The following is a 17,604-nucleotide window of genomic DNA, read 5'->3' on the forward strand; positions in this document are numbered from 1 at the left end:
ATGGTAAAATCCACAACGGATAGGGAGGAGATAAAAATATGAAAAAACAGACAAAATTGAAAAAAGCGGCAACCTCTGTACTGCTGGTACTTTGCGTAGCCGCTTTGGCCGCATGCGGTCAAAAACCCGCCGAGCCTGCAGGCCAGACGCCTGCGGCATCAAATGGTACGGAAGCCTCGTCGCCGGCGAAGACGGGCGAGACTCCAAAACCGGCGGAAACGCCGAAAGCCAGCACAGCTTCGGAAATCTTTATGAAGTCGATGGAAGTAACGGCCAAGTTGGACAGCTATACGGTAAACATGAACGCCAAGCAAAATATCGAGCAAGGCGCTAACAAAATGGACATTCAGTCCAAAATCGATATGGATGTCGTCATGAAGCCGCAGATGTCGTTTAAACAAACGATGTCGATGAACATGATGGGCCAGGACATGAAGATGGAGATTTATATGACCAAAGACGGCATCTTCATGAAGGAATCGACGACCGGACAATGGATGAAATTGCCTCAAGAGCAAATCGACCAGGTGATGGGCGCACTGTCCAGCGAGCAGCTCGATCCGGCCAAGCAGTTCGAGAAGCTGAAGGAATTCGCCAATGACTTCACAATGACGGAAAGTGGCGATACGTACACGGTCGTGTTGTCGGCGAACGGAGATAAATTCAACGATTTTATCCAAAAAGAGATTCAAAACAATATGGGCAGCGATCCGGCGATGCAAGAAGTTGTGAAGCAGGCAGCGTCCGGCATGAAGATTACGAAGATGGAGTATTCGTTTACGATCGACAAAAAGACGTACTATCCGAAAAACATGAAAGTGAACATGGATTTCGACATGGACGTTCAAGGCCAGAAGATGCGCATGATTCAAGCGATCGACGGCACGTACGCCAACTACAACGGCGTCAAAGAAATTACGGTTCCGAAGGAAGCGCTGGAAGCCCCAGCAGCCCCAGCAGCCGGCTAAACGCCGGTCCCGGACAGCTTTGCGGTGAAGTCGTGAGAAACGGCTCCGCAAAGCTGTTTTTTTTGAAAGGACGGAAGGTGTAAGTTCTCCACTGGGGTAAAGCGGAGAAGAAGGCTCCTTCCTTGTCGAGTCAGGGCTAGCAAGAGTCGCTCAGCGAGGGCTGGAGCGCAGGTACCCTTCCTCTTCCACGCACCACTGTATGGGTTTGTATTCCAAAAAGGACCGTCCGGCTTTCATTTTCACCGGGCGGTTTTTCTATCGTCGTGCAGCCTGTCCGGTGACGGGAAGGCAGTCAGCTCCGAACCAAAAGCCCTAATATGGGGCAAAACAGGGGGCCATAAAACAAATTACCGCTTGATTCGTATAAGCCTATGGGATACGATTTGGCTTATTATTGATTTATCAGGGAGCCGTCAGTGATTCCCGATTTATAATCGGACCCAAATGGGATAAGATGAGGATGATAGCAGAATCGGAGGGAATCGCAACTTGGAGACGTTCGCTTGTTTATATATTGTTAGAGGGGAGCCCTTTCAACCCGGGACATGCTTAAATTTGACGGCGGAAGAAACCGTGGTCGGAAGAGCTTCGGCTGCCAATTCCCCGGACGTTGCATTTACGAACACGTTTATTTCCCGCAACCATTTTGTTATTCGCAAGGAACGGCAGAAAGCGGTATTGTACGACTCGGGAAGCCGTCACGGCACCGAGATAAACGGAGTCAGAGCGGTTGCCCATACGCCTTATCCTTTGGAGACAGGGGATATGATCAAGCTGGCCAAAGGATTAACCGTCATTCAATTCTCGTATTCGTTCGGCGATCAGACGCTGGAGATGGAGCCGATCCGTCTGGCCGAGCCGGGAGACCTTCCGTCGGTTCAGCCCACAGTAGATTGGGAGAAGCGGGAATGCGTCATCGACGGTAAACGGATAGCGATGTCGGAGAAGGAATATTTGTTCCTGCAACTGCTGCAGGATCATTCGGGGCGTCTCGTATCCATCCCCGTCATCAAGCAGGCCGTATGGCCGGATCGCAACCCCGGTCCCGACGGAAGCCCCGACGTTACGATGGACGAGCTGAACGCCCTTATATACCGGATTCGTAAAAAGTACGGGAGAGACACGTTTCCGATCCGTGCGGTACGCGGGAGCGGATATATTATGGACAACCAATCGACATAGGACATATGAGAAGAGGGTGGAGCGGCAATGCGATATATACAGATCGAACCTGCCGGCAAACTTCAAGGCGTTATTCAAGTACCGGGCTCCAAAAACAGCTCGCTTGCCTTGCTTGCGGCATCTTGTCTGGCGGACGATATTGTCACGCTGGAAGGCGTCCCCTACAATGAGGACGTGAAGGTCATCAAGCAGATCGGCAAGGAGATCGGGCTGAAGCTGAACCGGCACGGAGACGGGCGGATCGAGCTGGACCCCCGGTATATTCACAGCGCCGTGATCGATCCGGGGAGAGCTTCCTCGTACAGAGCTTCATATTACTTCGCCGGTGCCCTGCTGGCCAAATTCGGACAAGTTACGATCGGTTATCCGGGTGGCGACAATTTCGGATCGCGCCCGATCGATCAGCATATCAAGGTGTTTCAAGCGATGGGAGCCAAGGTCGTCTTCCAGGAGGAGGGCTACCGGGTGGAAGCCACCGAGCTGCACGGCGCGGATATTTATTTCGATACGATCACATGCGGCGCTACGATCAACGCGATGCTGGCCGCTGTCCGGGCGAAGGGCCGGACGCATCTGTACCATGCGGCTGTTGATCCGGAGGTTGTCGACACGGCTGCATTTCTGTCCCAGCTGGGCGCAAAAATCGTCGGAGCCGGCACCGGCCGTATCCGGATCGATGGCGTACCGTACCTGAACGGCGGGCATCACACAGTCATTCCGGACCGGCTCATTGCCGGCACGTTCCTGATGTCGGCAGGAATCACGGGCGGACAGGTGACGGTGGATCAGGTCATTCCCGAGCACTTGGGGTCCTGCATTGCCAAGCTGAAGGAGATCGGGCTGACGATCGAGACGACGGACAGCCGTATAACCGCTTACGGTGCCGATACGATCAAGCCAGCGCGTATACGGGCGTCGATGTACCCGGGATTCGCCACCGACCTGCAGCAGCCGATGACCGCGCTGCTCGTCATGGCCAAAGGGAAAAGCGTAGTGACCGAATCCGTCTTCCCGGACCGGTTCAATCATATTCCGCAGCTGAGGCGGATGGGCGCCGATATCGAACTGCGCAAAGAAACCGCAACGATTCGCGGCGGCCGGCCGCTTCAAGGCAACTGGGTGCATGCGACCGATGTGCGCGCAGGGGCGTGCCTGCTGCTCGCCGGACTCGCTGCAGAAGGAACGACGCGTATTACGGGCGTCGAGCATCTGGAGCGCGGATACGCCGATGTTATCGGCAGCTTCCGTTCGTTAGGAGCGCAGCTTAGCTTTATGGAGCAGACTGTGGAGCCGGGCTTCGGCTCGCACATCGGCTAGAGAAGGCTCCATGTGTCCTTCAGGCGCGTAGAGATTCGAACAGGCACACGTATCATGCTATCCCCAAAGTGTCGGATGACAGGGGAACGTCCCGACTTTCAAACAAAAGGACCTCAAATTCCGTTGCAAAACGGAGGCCGGGGTCCTTTTTAGTCGTGAAAAAGCCGTTTCGGGCGGGCACTAAATTGCGAAAGGACTAAGGGAACAGCCCCTCTGCTACGGAAAAGTAACCGCTTTTGAAGAAGAGGAGATGGCATAATTTGAATTGATTTATGGGTATATAGGTGTTAAGATTTGCATATGGGTCATTAAATGTCCTATAGGGACATAAATTGTCCCATCACTTATAAAACTCAACGTAAACTATATCCGCTTCTCCACAAATAGCAGGAGGTATTCCGATGGATTATCCCGAACTGGTATTACCCCGGCTGCGTTATCAATATTGTCCAATGTGCCGCACGAAGCTGATCCGGGGCGTGTTAGGCGACGACGGGATTGAGCGGGTGAGCTGCCCGTCATGCCGCTGGACGCATTATCCGTCGAATGCGCTTGGGGTTGTGATCCTGATAACAACAGATCATGGGATTGTCGGGTTATTGCCGCCGGACGCCCCGGCTTCATTTCCGGGCGCGCTGCCGGGCGGTCACGGAGAGTACGGCGAGTCGCCGGAGGAAGCGGCTGTACGGGAAGCCTATGAGGAGACCGGACTGCACGTAGCGATCACCCAATTGTTAGGCTGGGAATTTGCGAGAAACGAATCGTATCCGGGGCCGATGCTTAACTTTTATTTCGAAGCGAAAGCGGTTGGCGGCGTATTACGGGGAAGTGAAGAAGGTAGAGCAGCGGTATTCGAACTAGACCGGTTTCCGTCCGTCTCGCCCAAGCGGGGCGGAAGCACCCGGACGTTGAAACTGTATAAGGAAAAGCTCGATCAAAGGAAGCTCGGCGATGCGGACAGCTAGCGCGTAGTCCGGACCGAAACCGAAACCTTGGGATGCACGCGGCGGCAGAGCGGCGGGCATGCTTCGACGGGCTCCTTCGAATTGATCTAGCACCGGGGAGCCCGGAACCGCGACGACGATCGATGATGGACCCGGTTAGCTTGACAGGGCGGTTACGAATTGTCGGGCCTTCGGGAAGTGCGTTCCAGGCGAATCGGTCTCTGAATTTCCGCATAATTATCGTCGATATCCGATTGGATCGACTTGATCAGGTGAAGCGCATAACTTCGTTCATACTGGTCGGGAATGGATTGAATGATCTCCTCCAGCTGTTTAAACCTCGTTTCCGTGACGAACCTCATCATCGGTCCCCCTCTGGTCGTTCTTCCTTACATCGTTCGTTCGGCCCTTCCCGTTTCAGTCGAATGCTGTTCATCTTTCTATTCTACCCGTATCCGTTCGGTAAAGAAAGGGGACGTGGGAGAGCCGAGCAATACTTGCCGGGAATCGAGATTATGAACTTGATAGGATAGACATGCCGTGAAAAAATTTTACACCGCGATGACAAATTCGGGATTGTGCTTTAACAAATGATCCTTATAATAGAGATTGTAAGTAGTTAATAAAACAAATTGATTTATTAATTAAAAGGGGGCGTTTGATATTTTGGTTTCGACCGCGCGATACCGGAAAAGGTGAATCAGACCTTCCGACCTGCCGCGCTGAGCACAAAAAGGCACATCGCAAAGAAGCACGGCAACTGGGTATCTATGCATGAGAGCAGCAGATGAACGTATACACTGTAGAAGAGTCCAGGACCGGACCCTCCGAGTTTTCCGAACCATCCATAGCTGGGGATGTTCCTTTCCTATTCAAATCATTTAATTTATAATACGAAAGGAAGAAGTACCGAACCGGAGGAAAATATGCAAGCTAACAAACCGACAAGCAATAAACTGTTGAAATCGATTAATCAGCAAAAGGTTCTGCGCCTTATCTTCACAGACGGCCCGATCTCCCGGGTGGAGCTGGCGGAGAAGACGGGACTGACCCAACAAACGATTACGAATATCGTGAACCGGCTGCTGCAGGATCGGATCGTGCTGGAGATGACACCGACTACAAGCAGCGTCGGCCGCAAGCCGGTCCCGCTCGTCATCGACGGAAGCAGCATGTACGCGATCGGGATCGAGGTGGCGGTCCAGTATATCCGCGGCTCGCTGATGGATTTTCAGAACAAACGGATTTTTGAAGTCAAACGGGAGAAGATCGACCGGGAAGGTTATCCGCTAGCGTATATGATTCAAGTTGTGGACGAACTGCTGCAACACGTGCCGGATCAGAGCCGGCTGCAAGGAATCGGCTGCAGCATTCAAGGGCTCGTCGACTCCAAGCAAGGGATTGTGCTCTATTCTCCGGGGCTCGGCTACCGTGATTTCCCGCTTAGAGACCGGCTGGAGGAGAAGTACGGGCTGCCGGTGCTGCTCGATAACGACGTTAATTTGCTTGCGCTCGTGGAGAACCTGAACGGAAGGCTGGCCGCATCCCAGAACAATATGACGCTGAAGCTGGATTACGGGATCGGCGGAGCGATCGTAGCCAATAACCAGCTATGCTCCGGCGCGAATCATGTGGCTGGGGAATTCGGACATTACAAAGTCGTTGTCGGCGAATATGCCGTAAAATGTCACTGCGGCGGCAAAGGCTGTCTGACGACGATCGCTTCGATCAGCAGCTTGCGGCGGTCCGGCTGGAAGCTGGACGAGTTCCGGACCCGTGTGCTGGAGCGGGAACCGGAGGCGATAGCGCGATTCGGTTCGATAATCGACGGAATCGGCCTCGCGCTAAGCAACATGATAACGATGCTGAATCCCGAGCATGTGCTCGTAACCGGCGCTCTTGTAGATGCGTTCAGGGACACGCTGATCGATGCCGTCAAAGAACGGATCGCAAGCTCCGTCCCGGATACGTGCAAAGGAGTCGAAATCATATGCCTGCCGGAGACCCCGAATGAATCGATATCGGCGGCCGGATTGGTCATGAACGACTTTTTCGAAGTGCCGCTGGAGCAGCTGTCTCTGTAGCGAACGGGGGAGAGGATGCCGGTACGTGTCGTCTTCCTGCGTCCCCCTTAATGAGGCGGAGCTGCGCGTTCTTCTTTTTCAGTAATTACTAAATCAAATATATTAATCAAATAAGGGTGATTCCGATGCTGTCTCATAAAAAGATTGCAACGTACGGCACCGCGCTGCTCGCCGTTTCCATTGCTTTGTCGGGCTGCAGCCAGTCCGGCAGTGACGGTACTCCGTCCGCCGGAACGACGGAGCCGGGCGCTCCGCAGACCGTTCCCGAGTTAAACATCACGGAGCCGGTTACCGTCAAGCTATACTCCCACTACGCGGCGATCAACAACGAGAACGATCTGAACGCATTGTTCAGCACCGTCAACCAGAAGCATCCGAACATCAAGATCGAGCTGATTAAAGGAATTACGCTGAACGATATGATTGCAGCCGGCGAAGTTCCCGATCTGATCGCTACGACGCATTTTTATATGAACGGACTGCTGCCTCTCGGGGTTGCCAGCGATTTGAATGCATTCGTCAAAACATACAAAGTGGATCTCGGCCAGTTCGAGCCCCAAGCCGTCAATGCTGTGAAAAGTTATGGCAAAAACGGCGAATTGTACGGGATTCCGTATACGTTAAATTACGGGGTGCTGCTTTACAACAAAGAGATTTTTAACAAGTTCGGGGTTCCGTTCCCGAAAGACGGCATGACCTGGGAAGAGGCGATCGACCTGGGCAAAAGGCTGACCCGCAAAGACGGCGAAACACAGTTTATCGGACTCGATCTCGGGACCGACCGGACGCTTGCCCGCGGCTATTCGCTCGGAACGGTCGACAAGCAGGGTAAGGCGGCTTTCGATTCGGACGGCTACAAGAAGATGTTCGGACTTATGAAATCGGTTTATGAGATACCGGGGATGATCGGCGATAAGAACAAATATACATACGGTGTCGATTACTTGATCAAGGATCAGAAGCTGGCCATGTTCCCGTCCTGGTTGGCAGCGATTACAAGCCGGCTGAAGACGGCGGAAGAAGGAGGGCAAACGTTTGATTGGGACGTCGCCGGACACCCGGTATTCTCGGATAAGCCCGGCGTGGGCAGAGAGATTGAGTTCCAGTCGCTGATGGTGCCGCCGACGGCCAAAAACAAAGAAGCCGCCTACCGCGTCATTTTGACGATGATCGGAGAAGAGTCGCAGGAGGTGATGAACAAAGACCGGAATTTGACGATCCTGAACAAGCCGGAGCTGCGCACACAGTATGCTTCAACGACGAACATTTTCAAAAACAAAAACTTATCGGGTGTATTCTCGGTGAGACCGGCCGAAGCGCCAATCGCCTCGGAGTATGATAGCGAAAACTACAAGTTTTTGCGCGAGGCTACGGAAAGCATGATCTTTGGCGGTGTGGATATCAACTCCGCGCTCCGTACGGCGAATGAGAAAGCGAACAAACACATTGAAGAAGTGAAGGCGAGATAATACGAGGTTGGGGCTCCCGGGCGGAGCCCCGCATTTGCATCACTGCATTCGCAAATCTTACAGGGAAAGAGGGATATCATGACCGCATACCGGTTGCTGGCATTGGATATGGACGGCACGTTGTTAACCGACGACAAATTGATTACGAAAGAAGCGGCCCATTGGATCCGGCTTGCTGAAGAAGCCGGGGTGACGGTAATGTTCGCTACCGGGCGCGGGATGCAGACGGCGGGCTCGTTTTGGGAGGAGCTTGACTTGTTGTCTCCGATGGTTCTGCTGAACGGTGCGGAGATATGGGAAGGGCCGGGGCGGCTGCATGAACGGACGTTTCTCAGCAGGGAAGATATCCGCAAGCTTCACGAATTGGCGGTTGTGTCGGGGGCGCGCTTCTGGGGCTACAGCGTCGAAAGCTTGACCGGCAGCAAGCATTGGAGCGACGAGATGTTCGACCGGGATTGGATGAAGTTCGGCATCCATCATCAGGAGATTGACGTCATCGAACCGCTGCGGGAAAAGGTGCGAAGCTGGGGGCATCTGGAGGTTACCCGGTCGGCGGATACCAACATGGAAATATCGGTACGGGGCGTCAGCAAGGCGTCCGGCGTAAAGAAAGTATGCGGGCTACTCGGAATTACGATGGACCAGGTGATGGCGGTCGGTGATCAGCATAACGATATGGAGCTGATCCGCGCAGCGGGACTTGGGATCGCGATGGGCAATGCGGACGAAGCGTTGAAGCGGGCCGCCGACGGGGTGACGGATACGAACGAGCGCAACGGAGTGGCGAAGGCGATACAGAAATATATTTTCCAATTGGACCCTTCAGAGTCGCAAGCGGGATAAGGGGAGGGGCTGACGGCAGCGGCAGTCCCGAGAGCGGCCCGCAAGGAAACGAGCCCGGCAGCAACACCGGAACGAAAGCCTCTATAACCACTTTGCAGTAGGAGCGGAGGCTTTTTTGTGCTTGGCCTGCAGCTTGTCCGCCTCATATATACGAATCCGATTAACAGCTATCCTAATTAATAAATCAGTTGGCAACCAAGTATATATTATGTAAAATATATAATGTAATGAGGTAGTCGGCGATCCCAACCTGCCCAGCCGCCCCGAGACAAGCCGACGCAACCTGCAGTGTACATTAGGCGAGTCCACCATAGCCAGGGAGCTGATCGGATCGTGAGGACCATCAAAAGAGCGGTGCATATCGATTTTCATACGATGCCGGACATACCGGATTTCGGAGAACGGTTCGATGCCGTCCAGTTCGCGCGTACACTTGCCGATGCGCGGGTCGATTTTATCAATTTTTTTGCCAAATGCAATATCGGCTTTGCGTATTATCCGACGAAGATCGGTATCCCGCATCCGCATCTCAAGTTCGATATGCTGGGTCAGGTCGTCGAGGAGTGCCGCAAGCTGGGGATTGGCGTTACCGCGTATTTTAATGTAGGCCTCGACCACGAGATGGCGCGCATGCGCCGGGACTGGACGGTCGTCAACGAGGACGGACAGATTATATACGGGGACAGAACCGCCAACTTCTTCCGCAACATGTGCTTCCATTCCGGTTATCGCGACTATATGCTGGCGATGATCCGCGAGGTTCTGGAGCAGTATCCGGTGGAGGGCGTATTTCTGGACTGTATGGTGGTGCGCCCGTGTCACGGGAACGAATGTCTGGAGACGATGCGCGAGAAAGGGATGGACCCGCTCGATCCCGGTCAGGTGCGGGAGTTTGCCCGCGAAGCGCTGCTCGAGTTTTGCCGGGACGTCAAAAAGCTGGTCGGGGACGATAAATTTTTATATTTGAACGGACTGAGCACGCAAGAAACGAAGGGGCTGCGGACTCATTGGGAAATCGAATGTCTCCCGGGCGCCTGGAGCTACGACTTCTTTCCGGCGCAAGCCGCGTATATCCGCAACTTGGGGCAGCAGGTGTTCTACATGACGGGGCGGTTTCATGCGAACTGGGGCGATTTCGGAGGACTCAAAAGCAAGGCGTCGCTCCAGAACGACTGCTGGGATGCGATCATGAATGCGATGCCGACCTCGGTCGGCGATCATATGCATCCGCGGGACGGACTGGACGAACCGGTGTACCGGATGATCGGAGACGTCTACCGCGACATCGAACGTTACGAGCCTTGGACCGACGAGGCGGCGGCTGTTGCGGATATCGCCGTACTGACCCGGACGGACGGACATCTTCACGGCTGTCATGCGGGAGCGGTCCGTATGCTGGGCGAACTGAAGCTTACGTACGACATTATCGACGAAGAGATGGAGTTTGACCGTTACAAGCTCCTTATTATGCCGGATCAGATAACGGTCACTCCGACGCTGCGGGCGAAGCTGAAGGTTCATCTGTCGGCCGGCAAAGGGATAATCAGCTCCGGACACTCCGGGCTGGACGAGGCTCACACCGGCTTTGCCCTGGAGGAGTGGCAGTTGGGCTATGAAGGGAAGGATGCGTCGAACGCCTCTTATTTCCGGATGAAGGAGAATACGGGGGACGACATACCCGATATGCCTTGCTCGATGTACGGAACGGGAATCCGGATGAAGCTCGGAGAGGGCTCCCGGACGATTGCGGACTACGTGCAGCCTTATTTTAACCGGCGGTGGGACGGTTTCCATGGTTCCTTCTATACGCCTCCCGAGAAGGAGAACGGTGAACCGGCCGTTGCGAGAAGCGGAAACATCATTCACTTCTGCTTTCCCGTATTCGGCAATTACAACCGTCATGCGTATCCGGTGCACAAATATGCGGTGAAGCATTGCATCGATCAGCTGCTTGCGCAGCCGGTAATCCGGTGCGAACGAATCCCGACGACAGCGCGTGTGACGGTAACGGCGAAGGAGCGGAGCCGGATGATCCACATCAAGCTGACGTATCCGGAGAAGCGGGGCAACTACGAAGTGATTGAGGACCGTCCGATTCTGCACGGTGCGGCGGTTTCCTTAAGGGCGGACGGCGTGACGGCCGTCTATATGGCGCCGGACCGGACGCCGCTGCCCTTCGACCGGACGCCGGACGGCTATGTGCGGATCGCCTTGCCGCCCATTGAGGGGTATGCGATGGTTGTCGCGGAAGCCGCGTCCTGACGGACGGCTGACATGTGATGCGGAATGGGGAAGGGACACTTGCTTAACCGGCAAGTGTTTCTTTTTTGTCCTCCCGGACCGGTTTTCCGAAGCGGTATTTGTTCTGGCTGGGTTCCGTCTTATGGTATAATGGGATGGATAGGCTTGGGAAAACTGCCGGTATACGGCCATAACGAACGGACAGACAGAAAGGGAATCGGCAATGAGCATTAGTCAAGTGGAACAGGTAAAGTTCATCCGCAACAAGATTACGCGGTTTATGATGATGTACAAGTTTGCTCTAAGCGAGCTTGAAACGAAGGTGGATATTCTGAAGGAAGAGTTCCATCTGCTGCACGATTACAATCCGATCGAGCATACGAAGTCGCGGATCAAAACGCCGGTCAGCATTATGAACAAGCTTCGCCGCAAAGGCTGCGGCACTTCATTTTCCAGCATCAGGGAAAATATTAAGGATATTGCGGGGCTGCGGATCACGTGCTCCTTCATCTCGGATATTTATTGGATCAGCGAGATGCTCAGCAACCAGAGCGACTTGAACATTGTAGAAATCAAGGATTATATCATGAATCCGAAGCCCAACGGCTATCGCAGCCTCCACCTGCTGATGCAGGTGCCGGTTTTTATGTCGGACCGCCAGGAGAACGTTTTTGTCGAGGTGCAGATCCGGACGATTGCGATGGATTTTTGGGCGAGCCTGGAGCACAAAATTTTTTACAAATACGATCAATCCGTCCCTGCCCGTCTGCTGCAGGAGCTGAAAGAGGCGGCGGACTCGTCCAATCAGCTCGATCTGCGGATGGAACGGCTGCACCGGGAGATCGAAGCGATAAAGGGAGAACAGCATCACGACGATGCCGAGGAGCTGGCCCGGTTTATGATTGACAATAAGCATTTCTCGATCCCGGCCGCTTTGATGGAACTGCTCAGCAGCGAAGATATGGAGCTTGGAAAATCCGGGGGATAAGCGCCTGAAGCTCGATGTGCCGGGGGAGAGGAAGAAAAAGGGAGGGATTTCGAAATGAGCTGTACGGTTGTGTTTCCGCATGACGGCGATATGTTGAATGAGTACGACGGACAAATCCGGGAGGGGCGGCTCGTTATTAACGTGTCCATATCCGCGCCTGACGGCAGGCAATTGCTCGTGAACGGTGCCGAAGCGCGCCGGGAGGGCGAGTATTACTACGGGGAAGCCGCTTTGGACGGGTATGCGAATACGATAACGGTAACGGACAGGGAGACGGGTTACATCGACAGCCGGGTCGTCTATTGGCTGAAAAACGCCGTGAACAAATACCGTATTGCGGTAGACGACAACATCTGGTTTCTGAAAGACATCGCCGACAATCGCCATCAGTACCGGTCCATCTTCGACAACCCTTACCTCGGCATGTTCAAGGATATTCACGACAAGTACGGCACGAAGGTGCAGTTTAATCTGTACTACCAGACGGAAGGCTTCAACCTGTCGCAGATGCCGGATACGTACAAGGAGGAGTGGAAGGCGAATGCCCACTGGCTCCGGTTAACTTTTCATGCGCTGCAAAATGACCCGCCCCGGCCCTATGAACATGCGGAGCCCGAAGAGGTGCTGCGCGACTGCAAACTCGTCACCGGCGAGATCGTCCGGTTTGCGGGCGAGGAGGTTCTGGAGCCGGCCACGACGATCCATTACGGCGCAGCGACACGCGAAGGGTGCAGAGCGCTCCGGCAGTTCGGCTTCCGAGGATTAGCCGGTTATTTCCGGTTTGCGGGCGGCCGCCCGATCGTCTCTTATTATTTGAACGACGAGCAGACCGTGCATCTGAACGGCCGGGACTTCTGGAAAGATCATAGCGAGGATCTCATCTTCATCAAGATCGATGCGGTGCTGGACGGGCTGAAGAAAAACGATATCATCCGGGAGCTCGACCGGGTCAAGGCGAACCCCGGCGAAGCGGGATTTATCGAGCTGCTGATTCACGAGCAATACTATTATCCGCATTATACGGCTTACCAGCCGGATTACCGGGAGAAGCTGGAGACCGCAGCCAGGTGGGCGACGGAGAACGGTTACAGCCCGGCCTTTTTGAGCGAGTGCATCGGGGAGTAAGGAAGCCGGAAGGAGCGGGTGTATCGGATGAAGCGGATGAAGACGGACACATCGCTATATTTGAATAAGATCGTTGATCTGTTCAGGCAACTGCTCGAGGAGCGGTTGATCGGTATTTATCTACATGGTTCGCTCGCTATGGGCTGCTTTCATCCGGATCGGAGCGACATCGATTTTCTGGTCATCCTGAAGGAGAAGCCGGACGAGGACACGTACCGCGAACTGGCGCGTGCCGTACTGAAGATGGCCGACGACATGCCGGAGCTTCCCGAGCTCGAATTCAGCGTGCTGCTGGAATCCGCGGTGAAACCTTTTACGTATCCTACGCCTTTTGAATTTCATTACTCCCCGCTCCATAGAGAGAAATACCGGCAGGATGCAAACTACAGATGCGGCGGATTTAAGGACGAAGATTTGGCGGCCCACCTGACGATCGCCTATTATCGGGGCATCGCTCTATACGGCCGGCCGCTCCGGGAGCTGTACGAGCCTGTAGATGCCTTGCACTATACGTCGTCGATCCTGAATGACGTTAAGGATGCCGCCCGGGATATTCTTGTGAGTCCGCAGTATATGACGTTAAATTTATGCCGGGTGTTGTACTATTTGAAAGAAGGGGCGATAAGCTCCAAAAAAGAAGGCGGGGAGTGGGCGGTACAGGTTGTTCCGGACCGGTACAAGGCGCTGATCCGCCGTTGCCTGGACGAATACAGCGGAGTATCCGCGGGCCTGGAAGCGGAGACGCCGTTGCTGCCTAGCTTCGCTGAGTATATGCTAACTGAAATCAACCGGTCCCTCAAGGAGCGCGAATCGCCTGGAAATCGGCTGTTGAAGGAGTGAACGGCAGCAGATGAACCCTTATCATTGCTGTGCTTCCTGTACGCATTATGAGATCCGGAAGCACACTCCGGAGAAGTACTGGTGCAGCCGGCTCGGTTATGCAACGAACCCGAAGTACAAATTCGACTGCTGGACGCCGAAAGAATCGGTCCTTCATGCAATCGGGAAGAACAAGCCCAAGTAACCCGCCGCAGCTGCGTTCGGGTCGAGGAAGAGAGACGGCCTTTCCGCATTCCGGCAAATCGCTTCATCCTGGACGAGTACCAGCTTCAGGTTAACCGTACCTTTCCGGGCAGGAAAGCAGCTACACCGCTTGGAAGGAAGACCAGCAAGTTTCGGCAGGCCGAGCGCCTGCTTTTTTTTGTTTTTACGAATCGAAGAGGAGCTGTGTTTCAACTTTTTTTTGCAAAAAGGCGTACTTCATGCAACCGGATCGGTACAGCGTGCATCTAAAGTGCAGAGAGAGAGGGGGCGAGCGGACTGGATGTCATCGAACGGTTGAAGCGCCGGGATGAAGCTGCGCTGCAAAGTATGATGGAGATGTACGGCGACTATTTGCTTCGCACGGCCTATCTCCTGCTCAAAGACCGGCAGGCGGCGGAAGAGGCGGTTCAGGACACCTTCATCACCGCTTATTACAAGATCGGACAGCTCGCCGAGCCTTCCCGGCTGAAAGGCTGGCTGACCCGGATCGCCGTCAACCGGTGCCGGATGAAACTTCGTACCTGGGACTGGAACCGGCTGCTCTCATATGCACGGATGGAATCGTTTCTGGGGGACGATCCGGAGCCCGGTCCGGAGGAGCGTTTCTTTCTGGAGTGGCGCACCGAGCGCCTGACTGATGCGGTTCATCGGCTGACGTATTTATACAGAGAGGCGATCACGTTATATTACTACAATGAACTGACTGTGCGGGAAATGGCGGAACAGCTCGGAACGAACGAAAATACGGTTAAAGCGCGCCTCGCAAGAGGGCGTTCGATGCTGAAGCGGATCTGGGAGGAGGGGGACCACGATGAGCAGGGACAACGAGTCGGCAAAAACACGATTGGATAAGGAGCTCAGCGAGCTTCATTTTACGAAGCAGGAGGAGGTGCGGAAGCAAGCTTTTCCCGCTACACGGAGTGAACGGCTGCACGCGTTATGGAACAAAGAGATCGAGCTTCCGGTCGTGCCCGGCGCTGCGGCGGCGTTGTTATTGTTCGTCTTGCTGGGCGTCCAGCGGTTCCCCCAGGTCTCCGAACCGGAACATCCTGCGCCTGCGGCGGTCCGGCAGCTCGTCGAAGCGGGCGGCAATACGTATTGGGAAGATGAACTCGAGAAGGCGGTGACCTATGCTGAAAATCAAAATAAAAGTTAAGCATCTGGTCCTGTCGGTATTGGCGATCGCGGTGGCCTTGCCGCTGCTGACGGAAGTGGCGCTTCCTTACTGGAATTTGTATTACGCTCGACAGCAGGCGGCTGCCGGCAATATCCGGGGGGTGCAGGGCATCATGGAGGCGCTTGACGGTTCGCTGTTTACGGAAAAGCAGAAGCAGAAACTGATACGGGAGACGATGATCGAAGGAGCTATAGCGCCTGAGCGGATGCGCGCATCCAACTACGATTTGTATGTCGGACCCGGTCATACCCAGTCCCATCTGCCGAACCGTACGGAACTGTTCCGGACCGAAGAGAAAGTGCCTTACCTGGAATACTATGTGGACCAGGCGTCGATCGACGGTTATTGGTCGCAGGCGGTGAAACATCTGGCGTATGTCTACGAACGCCAAGGGCAGCCGGAGGAAGCGATCCGGACGCTTGAGGAGGCGGAGCGGCGGCTGACTGCCAAAAATTTCGCTTATGTGCGTCAAACGCTCGTCTTTAGACAGGCTGAGCTGCTTGCGGCCAGCGGACAAGTGGAGGAGGCGGACCGGGTTCTGGCAGAGTTCGCCTACCGTCTGCAAGAGGGCGGGACGAACGGCAGCGGGGAGATCGCCCGTATGAGAGCCCGGGTCTGGATCGATGCCGGTCAAAGCAGGCAAGCGCTGGAACGATTCAGTGCCGAGCTGGAGGAAGCGAATTCGCTCCCGGCGGCATCCGCCAATAGGCAGGTCTTTATACACCAATTAACGATGCTGCAGGAGCTGCTGCAAAAAGAGGAACAACGACTCGAAGCGGGACGTACGATCGTCTCGGGGACGCTCCGCCGCAGCGACGGCACGCCGATCGTAAACGCCGGCGTCTTCCTTCGGGAGGAGTCGATCGCGAATCGCAGCGTGACGGAACAAGATCCGTATCAGACGACTACGGATGCTTCCGGGCAGTATACGTTTTATGGAGTCACTCCCGGCAGCTACCAGCTGTACCTGGGGATGAATTTCGATCAAATCAGCGGCTGGACGTGGCCGATCGGCAATGACGAATGGACGATCATCGACGGACAACCGAACGTTTCGCTGCCGGTGACGTTATATCCGCTGTTGGAGCTGTTTTCTCCGGTGAACCAGCAGACCCTGTCCGGACCCGACATCGAGTTCGAATGGGAACGGGTGGAAGGAGCAGCCTATTATAATGTAAATGTAGGAATCGGATTCAAAAACGGATCGGGCAGCACGACGCTGCAGACGCATGTGGAAAATAACCGCTTAACGATTCCGGCGGAACGGTTGTACGATCAGGTATTCGGCTTGTCGTACGAGACGGAGAGGGACTGGGCGTCAGCCGACCCGTCGGGCCTGCTTGGTTTTTCCAATCCGGACAACCGGTTTTTCTGGAGTGTCGAAGCTTTCGGCGCGGACGGCCGGATGCTGACGAAGAGCAGCGGCTACCGGCTGGATGACGATTCCATCGGCAATCTGCCTTTCTTCTACATGAAGCAGAGAACGTTGACGGAAGCAGATCGGCTCGTTCAAGTGAGCCATTATGAGGAAGCTTTGTCGAAATACAAAGAGGTGCTGGAGAACGATCCGAACGACGTTCACGCTCTTCGAATGGTCATTCGCCTGCTCCAGTCGAAAGCGCTCGTGATGAAGGACGAGTCGATACAAGACGCGGTTGTTCCGTATTTGAAACGGATGCTGGAGGTTCATCCCGAAGCCGTCTATGCGAGCGCGCTGGCGGAATATTATGCCGGCAAACGGGACTGGACCGAATACAATGCAACAATCGGGCTTTACGACCGGCTGCGCCGCTCGCCGTTGTCCTCTTACGAGCAATCCGTGCGCGGCAAGACGCTGACGCAGCAAAGCCGGTTCGACGAAGCTTTGACGTACTTCGAACAGGCGATGCGGCAAGATGGCAGCCACCGATTCGTCGGATTGTATCTTGCAGTCGAAATCTATACAGACCGCTCGATGGAGGATGCGCTACGGATTGCAAAAGCTTACCCGGAACATTTCGTCGGTCCGCCGCAGCGGGATTGGGCCAGGCTGGTCGAGGCGATGGGCGAAGAAGCCGCATCCTCTTCCCAGGCGCTCACGTACATGGACGAATTAAGAAAGAAGCTGGAATGGGTGTTTCAAGGCGACGAGGAACGGTTGAGATCGTGGATCGCGGGGACCCGACAAGACGGTATGAAGGAGTTTGTAAGAGCGGTTATGGCGGTTCGATAACTGAATCGGG

16 protein-coding genes are annotated in these 17,604 nt (G+C 54.7%); 15 read left to right on the forward strand and 1 reads right to left on the reverse strand.

Annotation, left to right across the window (positions count from 1 at the left end; translation table 11 throughout):
* Positions 1-38: 38 nt before the first annotated feature.
* The 4 genes from PV433_RS20360 to PV433_RS20375 all read left to right on the forward strand — a co-directional run bounded on the left by PV433_RS20360 (position 39) and on the right by PV433_RS20375 (position 4,432).
* Positions 39-968 (forward strand): DUF6612 family protein, encoded by a 930-nt coding sequence (locus tag PV433_RS20360; RefSeq protein WP_332073888.1) that lies wholly within the window; start codon positions 39-41, stop codon positions 966-968.
* Between the two features lie 573 nt (positions 969-1,541).
* Positions 1,542-2,150 carry an FHA domain-containing protein gene (locus PV433_RS20365; RefSeq protein WP_332073889.1) on the forward strand — a complete coding sequence of 203 codons (609 nt, stop codon included), beginning with the start codon at positions 1,542-1,544 and terminating at the stop codon, positions 2,148-2,150.
* 27 nt (positions 2,151-2,177) lie between these two features.
* Positions 2,178-3,467: a UDP-N-acetylglucosamine 1-carboxyvinyltransferase gene (gene murA / locus PV433_RS20370; RefSeq protein WP_332073890.1), complete on the forward strand. Its 1,290-nt coding sequence runs from the start codon at positions 2,178-2,180 to the stop codon at positions 3,465-3,467.
* Between the two features lie 401 nt (positions 3,468-3,868).
* Positions 3,869-4,432 (forward strand): NUDIX domain-containing protein, encoded by a 564-nt coding sequence (locus tag PV433_RS20375; RefSeq protein ID WP_332073891.1) that lies wholly within the window; start codon positions 3,869-3,871, stop codon positions 4,430-4,432.
* A 152-nt stretch (positions 4,433-4,584) separates the two neighbouring features.
* Here PV433_RS20375 and PV433_RS20380 read toward each other — a convergent pair whose 3' ends face one another.
* Complete coding sequence (locus PV433_RS20380; RefSeq protein ID WP_332073892.1) at positions 4,585-4,773, reverse strand: hypothetical protein; 189 nt, start codon at positions 4,771-4,773, stop codon at positions 4,585-4,587.
* 564 nt (positions 4,774-5,337) lie between these two features.
* On the opposite strand from PV433_RS20380, the gene PV433_RS20385 reads away from it, so the two are divergent.
* The 11 genes from PV433_RS20385 (at position 5,338) to PV433_RS20435 (ending at position 17,594) form a co-directional block, all read left to right on the forward strand.
* Positions 5,338-6,495 carry an ROK family transcriptional regulator gene (locus PV433_RS20385; protein ID WP_332073893.1) on the forward strand — a complete coding sequence of 386 codons (1,158 nt, stop codon included), beginning with the start codon at positions 5,338-5,340 and terminating at the stop codon, positions 6,493-6,495.
* Positions 6,496-6,620: 125 nt separating this feature from the next.
* Positions 6,621-7,964, forward strand: coding sequence for an ABC transporter substrate-binding protein (locus PV433_RS20390; RefSeq protein WP_332073894.1), 1,344 nt, complete (start codon positions 6,621-6,623; stop codon positions 7,962-7,964).
* A 78-nt stretch (positions 7,965-8,042) separates the two neighbouring features.
* Positions 8,043-8,807, forward strand: coding sequence for a Cof-type HAD-IIB family hydrolase (locus PV433_RS20395; RefSeq protein WP_332073895.1), 765 nt, complete (start codon positions 8,043-8,045; stop codon positions 8,805-8,807).
* A 333-nt stretch (positions 8,808-9,140) separates the two neighbouring features.
* Positions 9,141-11,069: an alpha-amylase family protein gene (locus tag PV433_RS20400; protein ID WP_332073896.1), complete on the forward strand. Its 1,929-nt coding sequence runs from the start codon at positions 9,141-9,143 to the stop codon at positions 11,067-11,069.
* Between the two features lie 202 nt (positions 11,070-11,271).
* Positions 11,272-12,036, forward strand: coding sequence for a GTP pyrophosphokinase (locus PV433_RS20405; RefSeq protein ID WP_332073897.1), 765 nt, complete (start codon positions 11,272-11,274; stop codon positions 12,034-12,036).
* A 54-nt stretch (positions 12,037-12,090) separates the two neighbouring features.
* Positions 12,091-13,161, forward strand: a complete 1,071-nt coding sequence (locus tag PV433_RS20410; RefSeq protein ID WP_332073898.1) for a hypothetical protein — start codon at positions 12,091-12,093, stop codon at positions 13,159-13,161.
* A 27-nt stretch (positions 13,162-13,188) separates the two neighbouring features.
* Positions 13,189-14,001, forward strand: coding sequence for an aminoglycoside adenylyltransferase domain-containing protein (locus PV433_RS20415; RefSeq protein WP_332073899.1), 813 nt, complete (start codon positions 13,189-13,191; stop codon positions 13,999-14,001).
* Positions 14,002-14,011: 10 nt separating this feature from the next.
* Positions 14,012-14,185, forward strand: coding sequence for a hypothetical protein (locus tag PV433_RS20420; RefSeq protein WP_332073900.1), 174 nt, complete (start codon positions 14,012-14,014; stop codon positions 14,183-14,185).
* 314 nt (positions 14,186-14,499) lie between these two features.
* Positions 14,500-15,057, forward strand: coding sequence for a sigma-70 family RNA polymerase sigma factor (locus tag PV433_RS20425; RefSeq protein ID WP_332073901.1), 558 nt, complete (start codon positions 14,500-14,502; stop codon positions 15,055-15,057).
* On the forward strand, positions 15,017-15,361 hold the full coding sequence (locus PV433_RS20430) for a hypothetical protein (RefSeq protein WP_332073902.1): 345 nt from the start codon (positions 15,017-15,019) through the stop codon (positions 15,359-15,361). Before PV433_RS20425 ends, PV433_RS20430 begins: the two co-directional genes overlap by 41 nt.
* A complete protein-coding gene (locus tag PV433_RS20435) occupies positions 15,336-17,594 on the forward strand; it encodes a carboxypeptidase regulatory-like domain-containing protein (RefSeq protein WP_332073903.1) in 2,259 nt (752 codons plus the stop codon). Before PV433_RS20430 ends, PV433_RS20435 begins: the two co-directional genes overlap by 26 nt.
* Positions 17,595-17,604 lie beyond the last annotated feature (10 nt).

The organism is Paenibacillus sp. GYB004 (assembly GCF_036577605.1).
Taxonomy (GTDB): Bacteria; Bacillota; Bacilli; order Paenibacillales; family NBRC-103111; genus Paenibacillus_AB; species Paenibacillus_AB oceani.

What these genes read in the sequence shown, in the direction of transcription:
- PV433_RS20420 (WP_332073900.1), top strand. Translation starts at nt 14,012, where the DNA reads ATGAACCCTTATCATTGCTGTGCTTCCTGTACGCATTATGAGATCCGG.
- PV433_RS20435 (WP_332073903.1), top strand. Translation starts at nt 15,336, where the DNA reads ATGCTGAAAATCAAAATAAAAGTTAAGCATCTGGTCCTGTCGGTATTG.
- PV433_RS20395 (WP_332073895.1), top strand. Translation starts at nt 8,043, where the DNA reads ATGACCGCATACCGGTTGCTGGCATTGGATATGGACGGCACGTTGTTA.
- PV433_RS20375 (WP_332073891.1), top strand. Translation starts at nt 3,869, where the DNA reads ATGGATTATCCCGAACTGGTATTACCCCGGCTGCGTTATCAATATTGT.
- PV433_RS20380 (WP_332073892.1), bottom strand. Translation starts at nt 4,773, where the DNA reads ATGAGGTTCGTCACGGAAACGAGGTTTAAACAGCTGGAGGAGATCATT.
- murA (WP_332073890.1), top strand. Translation starts at nt 2,178, where the DNA reads ATGCGATATATACAGATCGAACCTGCCGGCAAACTTCAAGGCGTTATT.
- PV433_RS20430 (WP_332073902.1), top strand. Translation starts at nt 15,017, where the DNA reads ATGAGCAGGGACAACGAGTCGGCAAAAACACGATTGGATAAGGAGCTC.
- PV433_RS20410 (WP_332073898.1), top strand. Translation starts at nt 12,091, where the DNA reads ATGAGCTGTACGGTTGTGTTTCCGCATGACGGCGATATGTTGAATGAG.
- PV433_RS20405 (WP_332073897.1), top strand. Translation starts at nt 11,272, where the DNA reads ATGAGCATTAGTCAAGTGGAACAGGTAAAGTTCATCCGCAACAAGATT.
- PV433_RS20390 (WP_332073894.1), top strand. Translation starts at nt 6,621, where the DNA reads ATGCTGTCTCATAAAAAGATTGCAACGTACGGCACCGCGCTGCTCGCC.
- PV433_RS20385 (WP_332073893.1), top strand. Translation starts at nt 5,338, where the DNA reads ATGCAAGCTAACAAACCGACAAGCAATAAACTGTTGAAATCGATTAAT.
- PV433_RS20360 (WP_332073888.1), top strand. Translation starts at nt 39, where the DNA reads ATGAAAAAACAGACAAAATTGAAAAAAGCGGCAACCTCTGTACTGCTG.
- PV433_RS20415 (WP_332073899.1), top strand. Translation starts at nt 13,189, where the DNA reads ATGAAGCGGATGAAGACGGACACATCGCTATATTTGAATAAGATCGTT.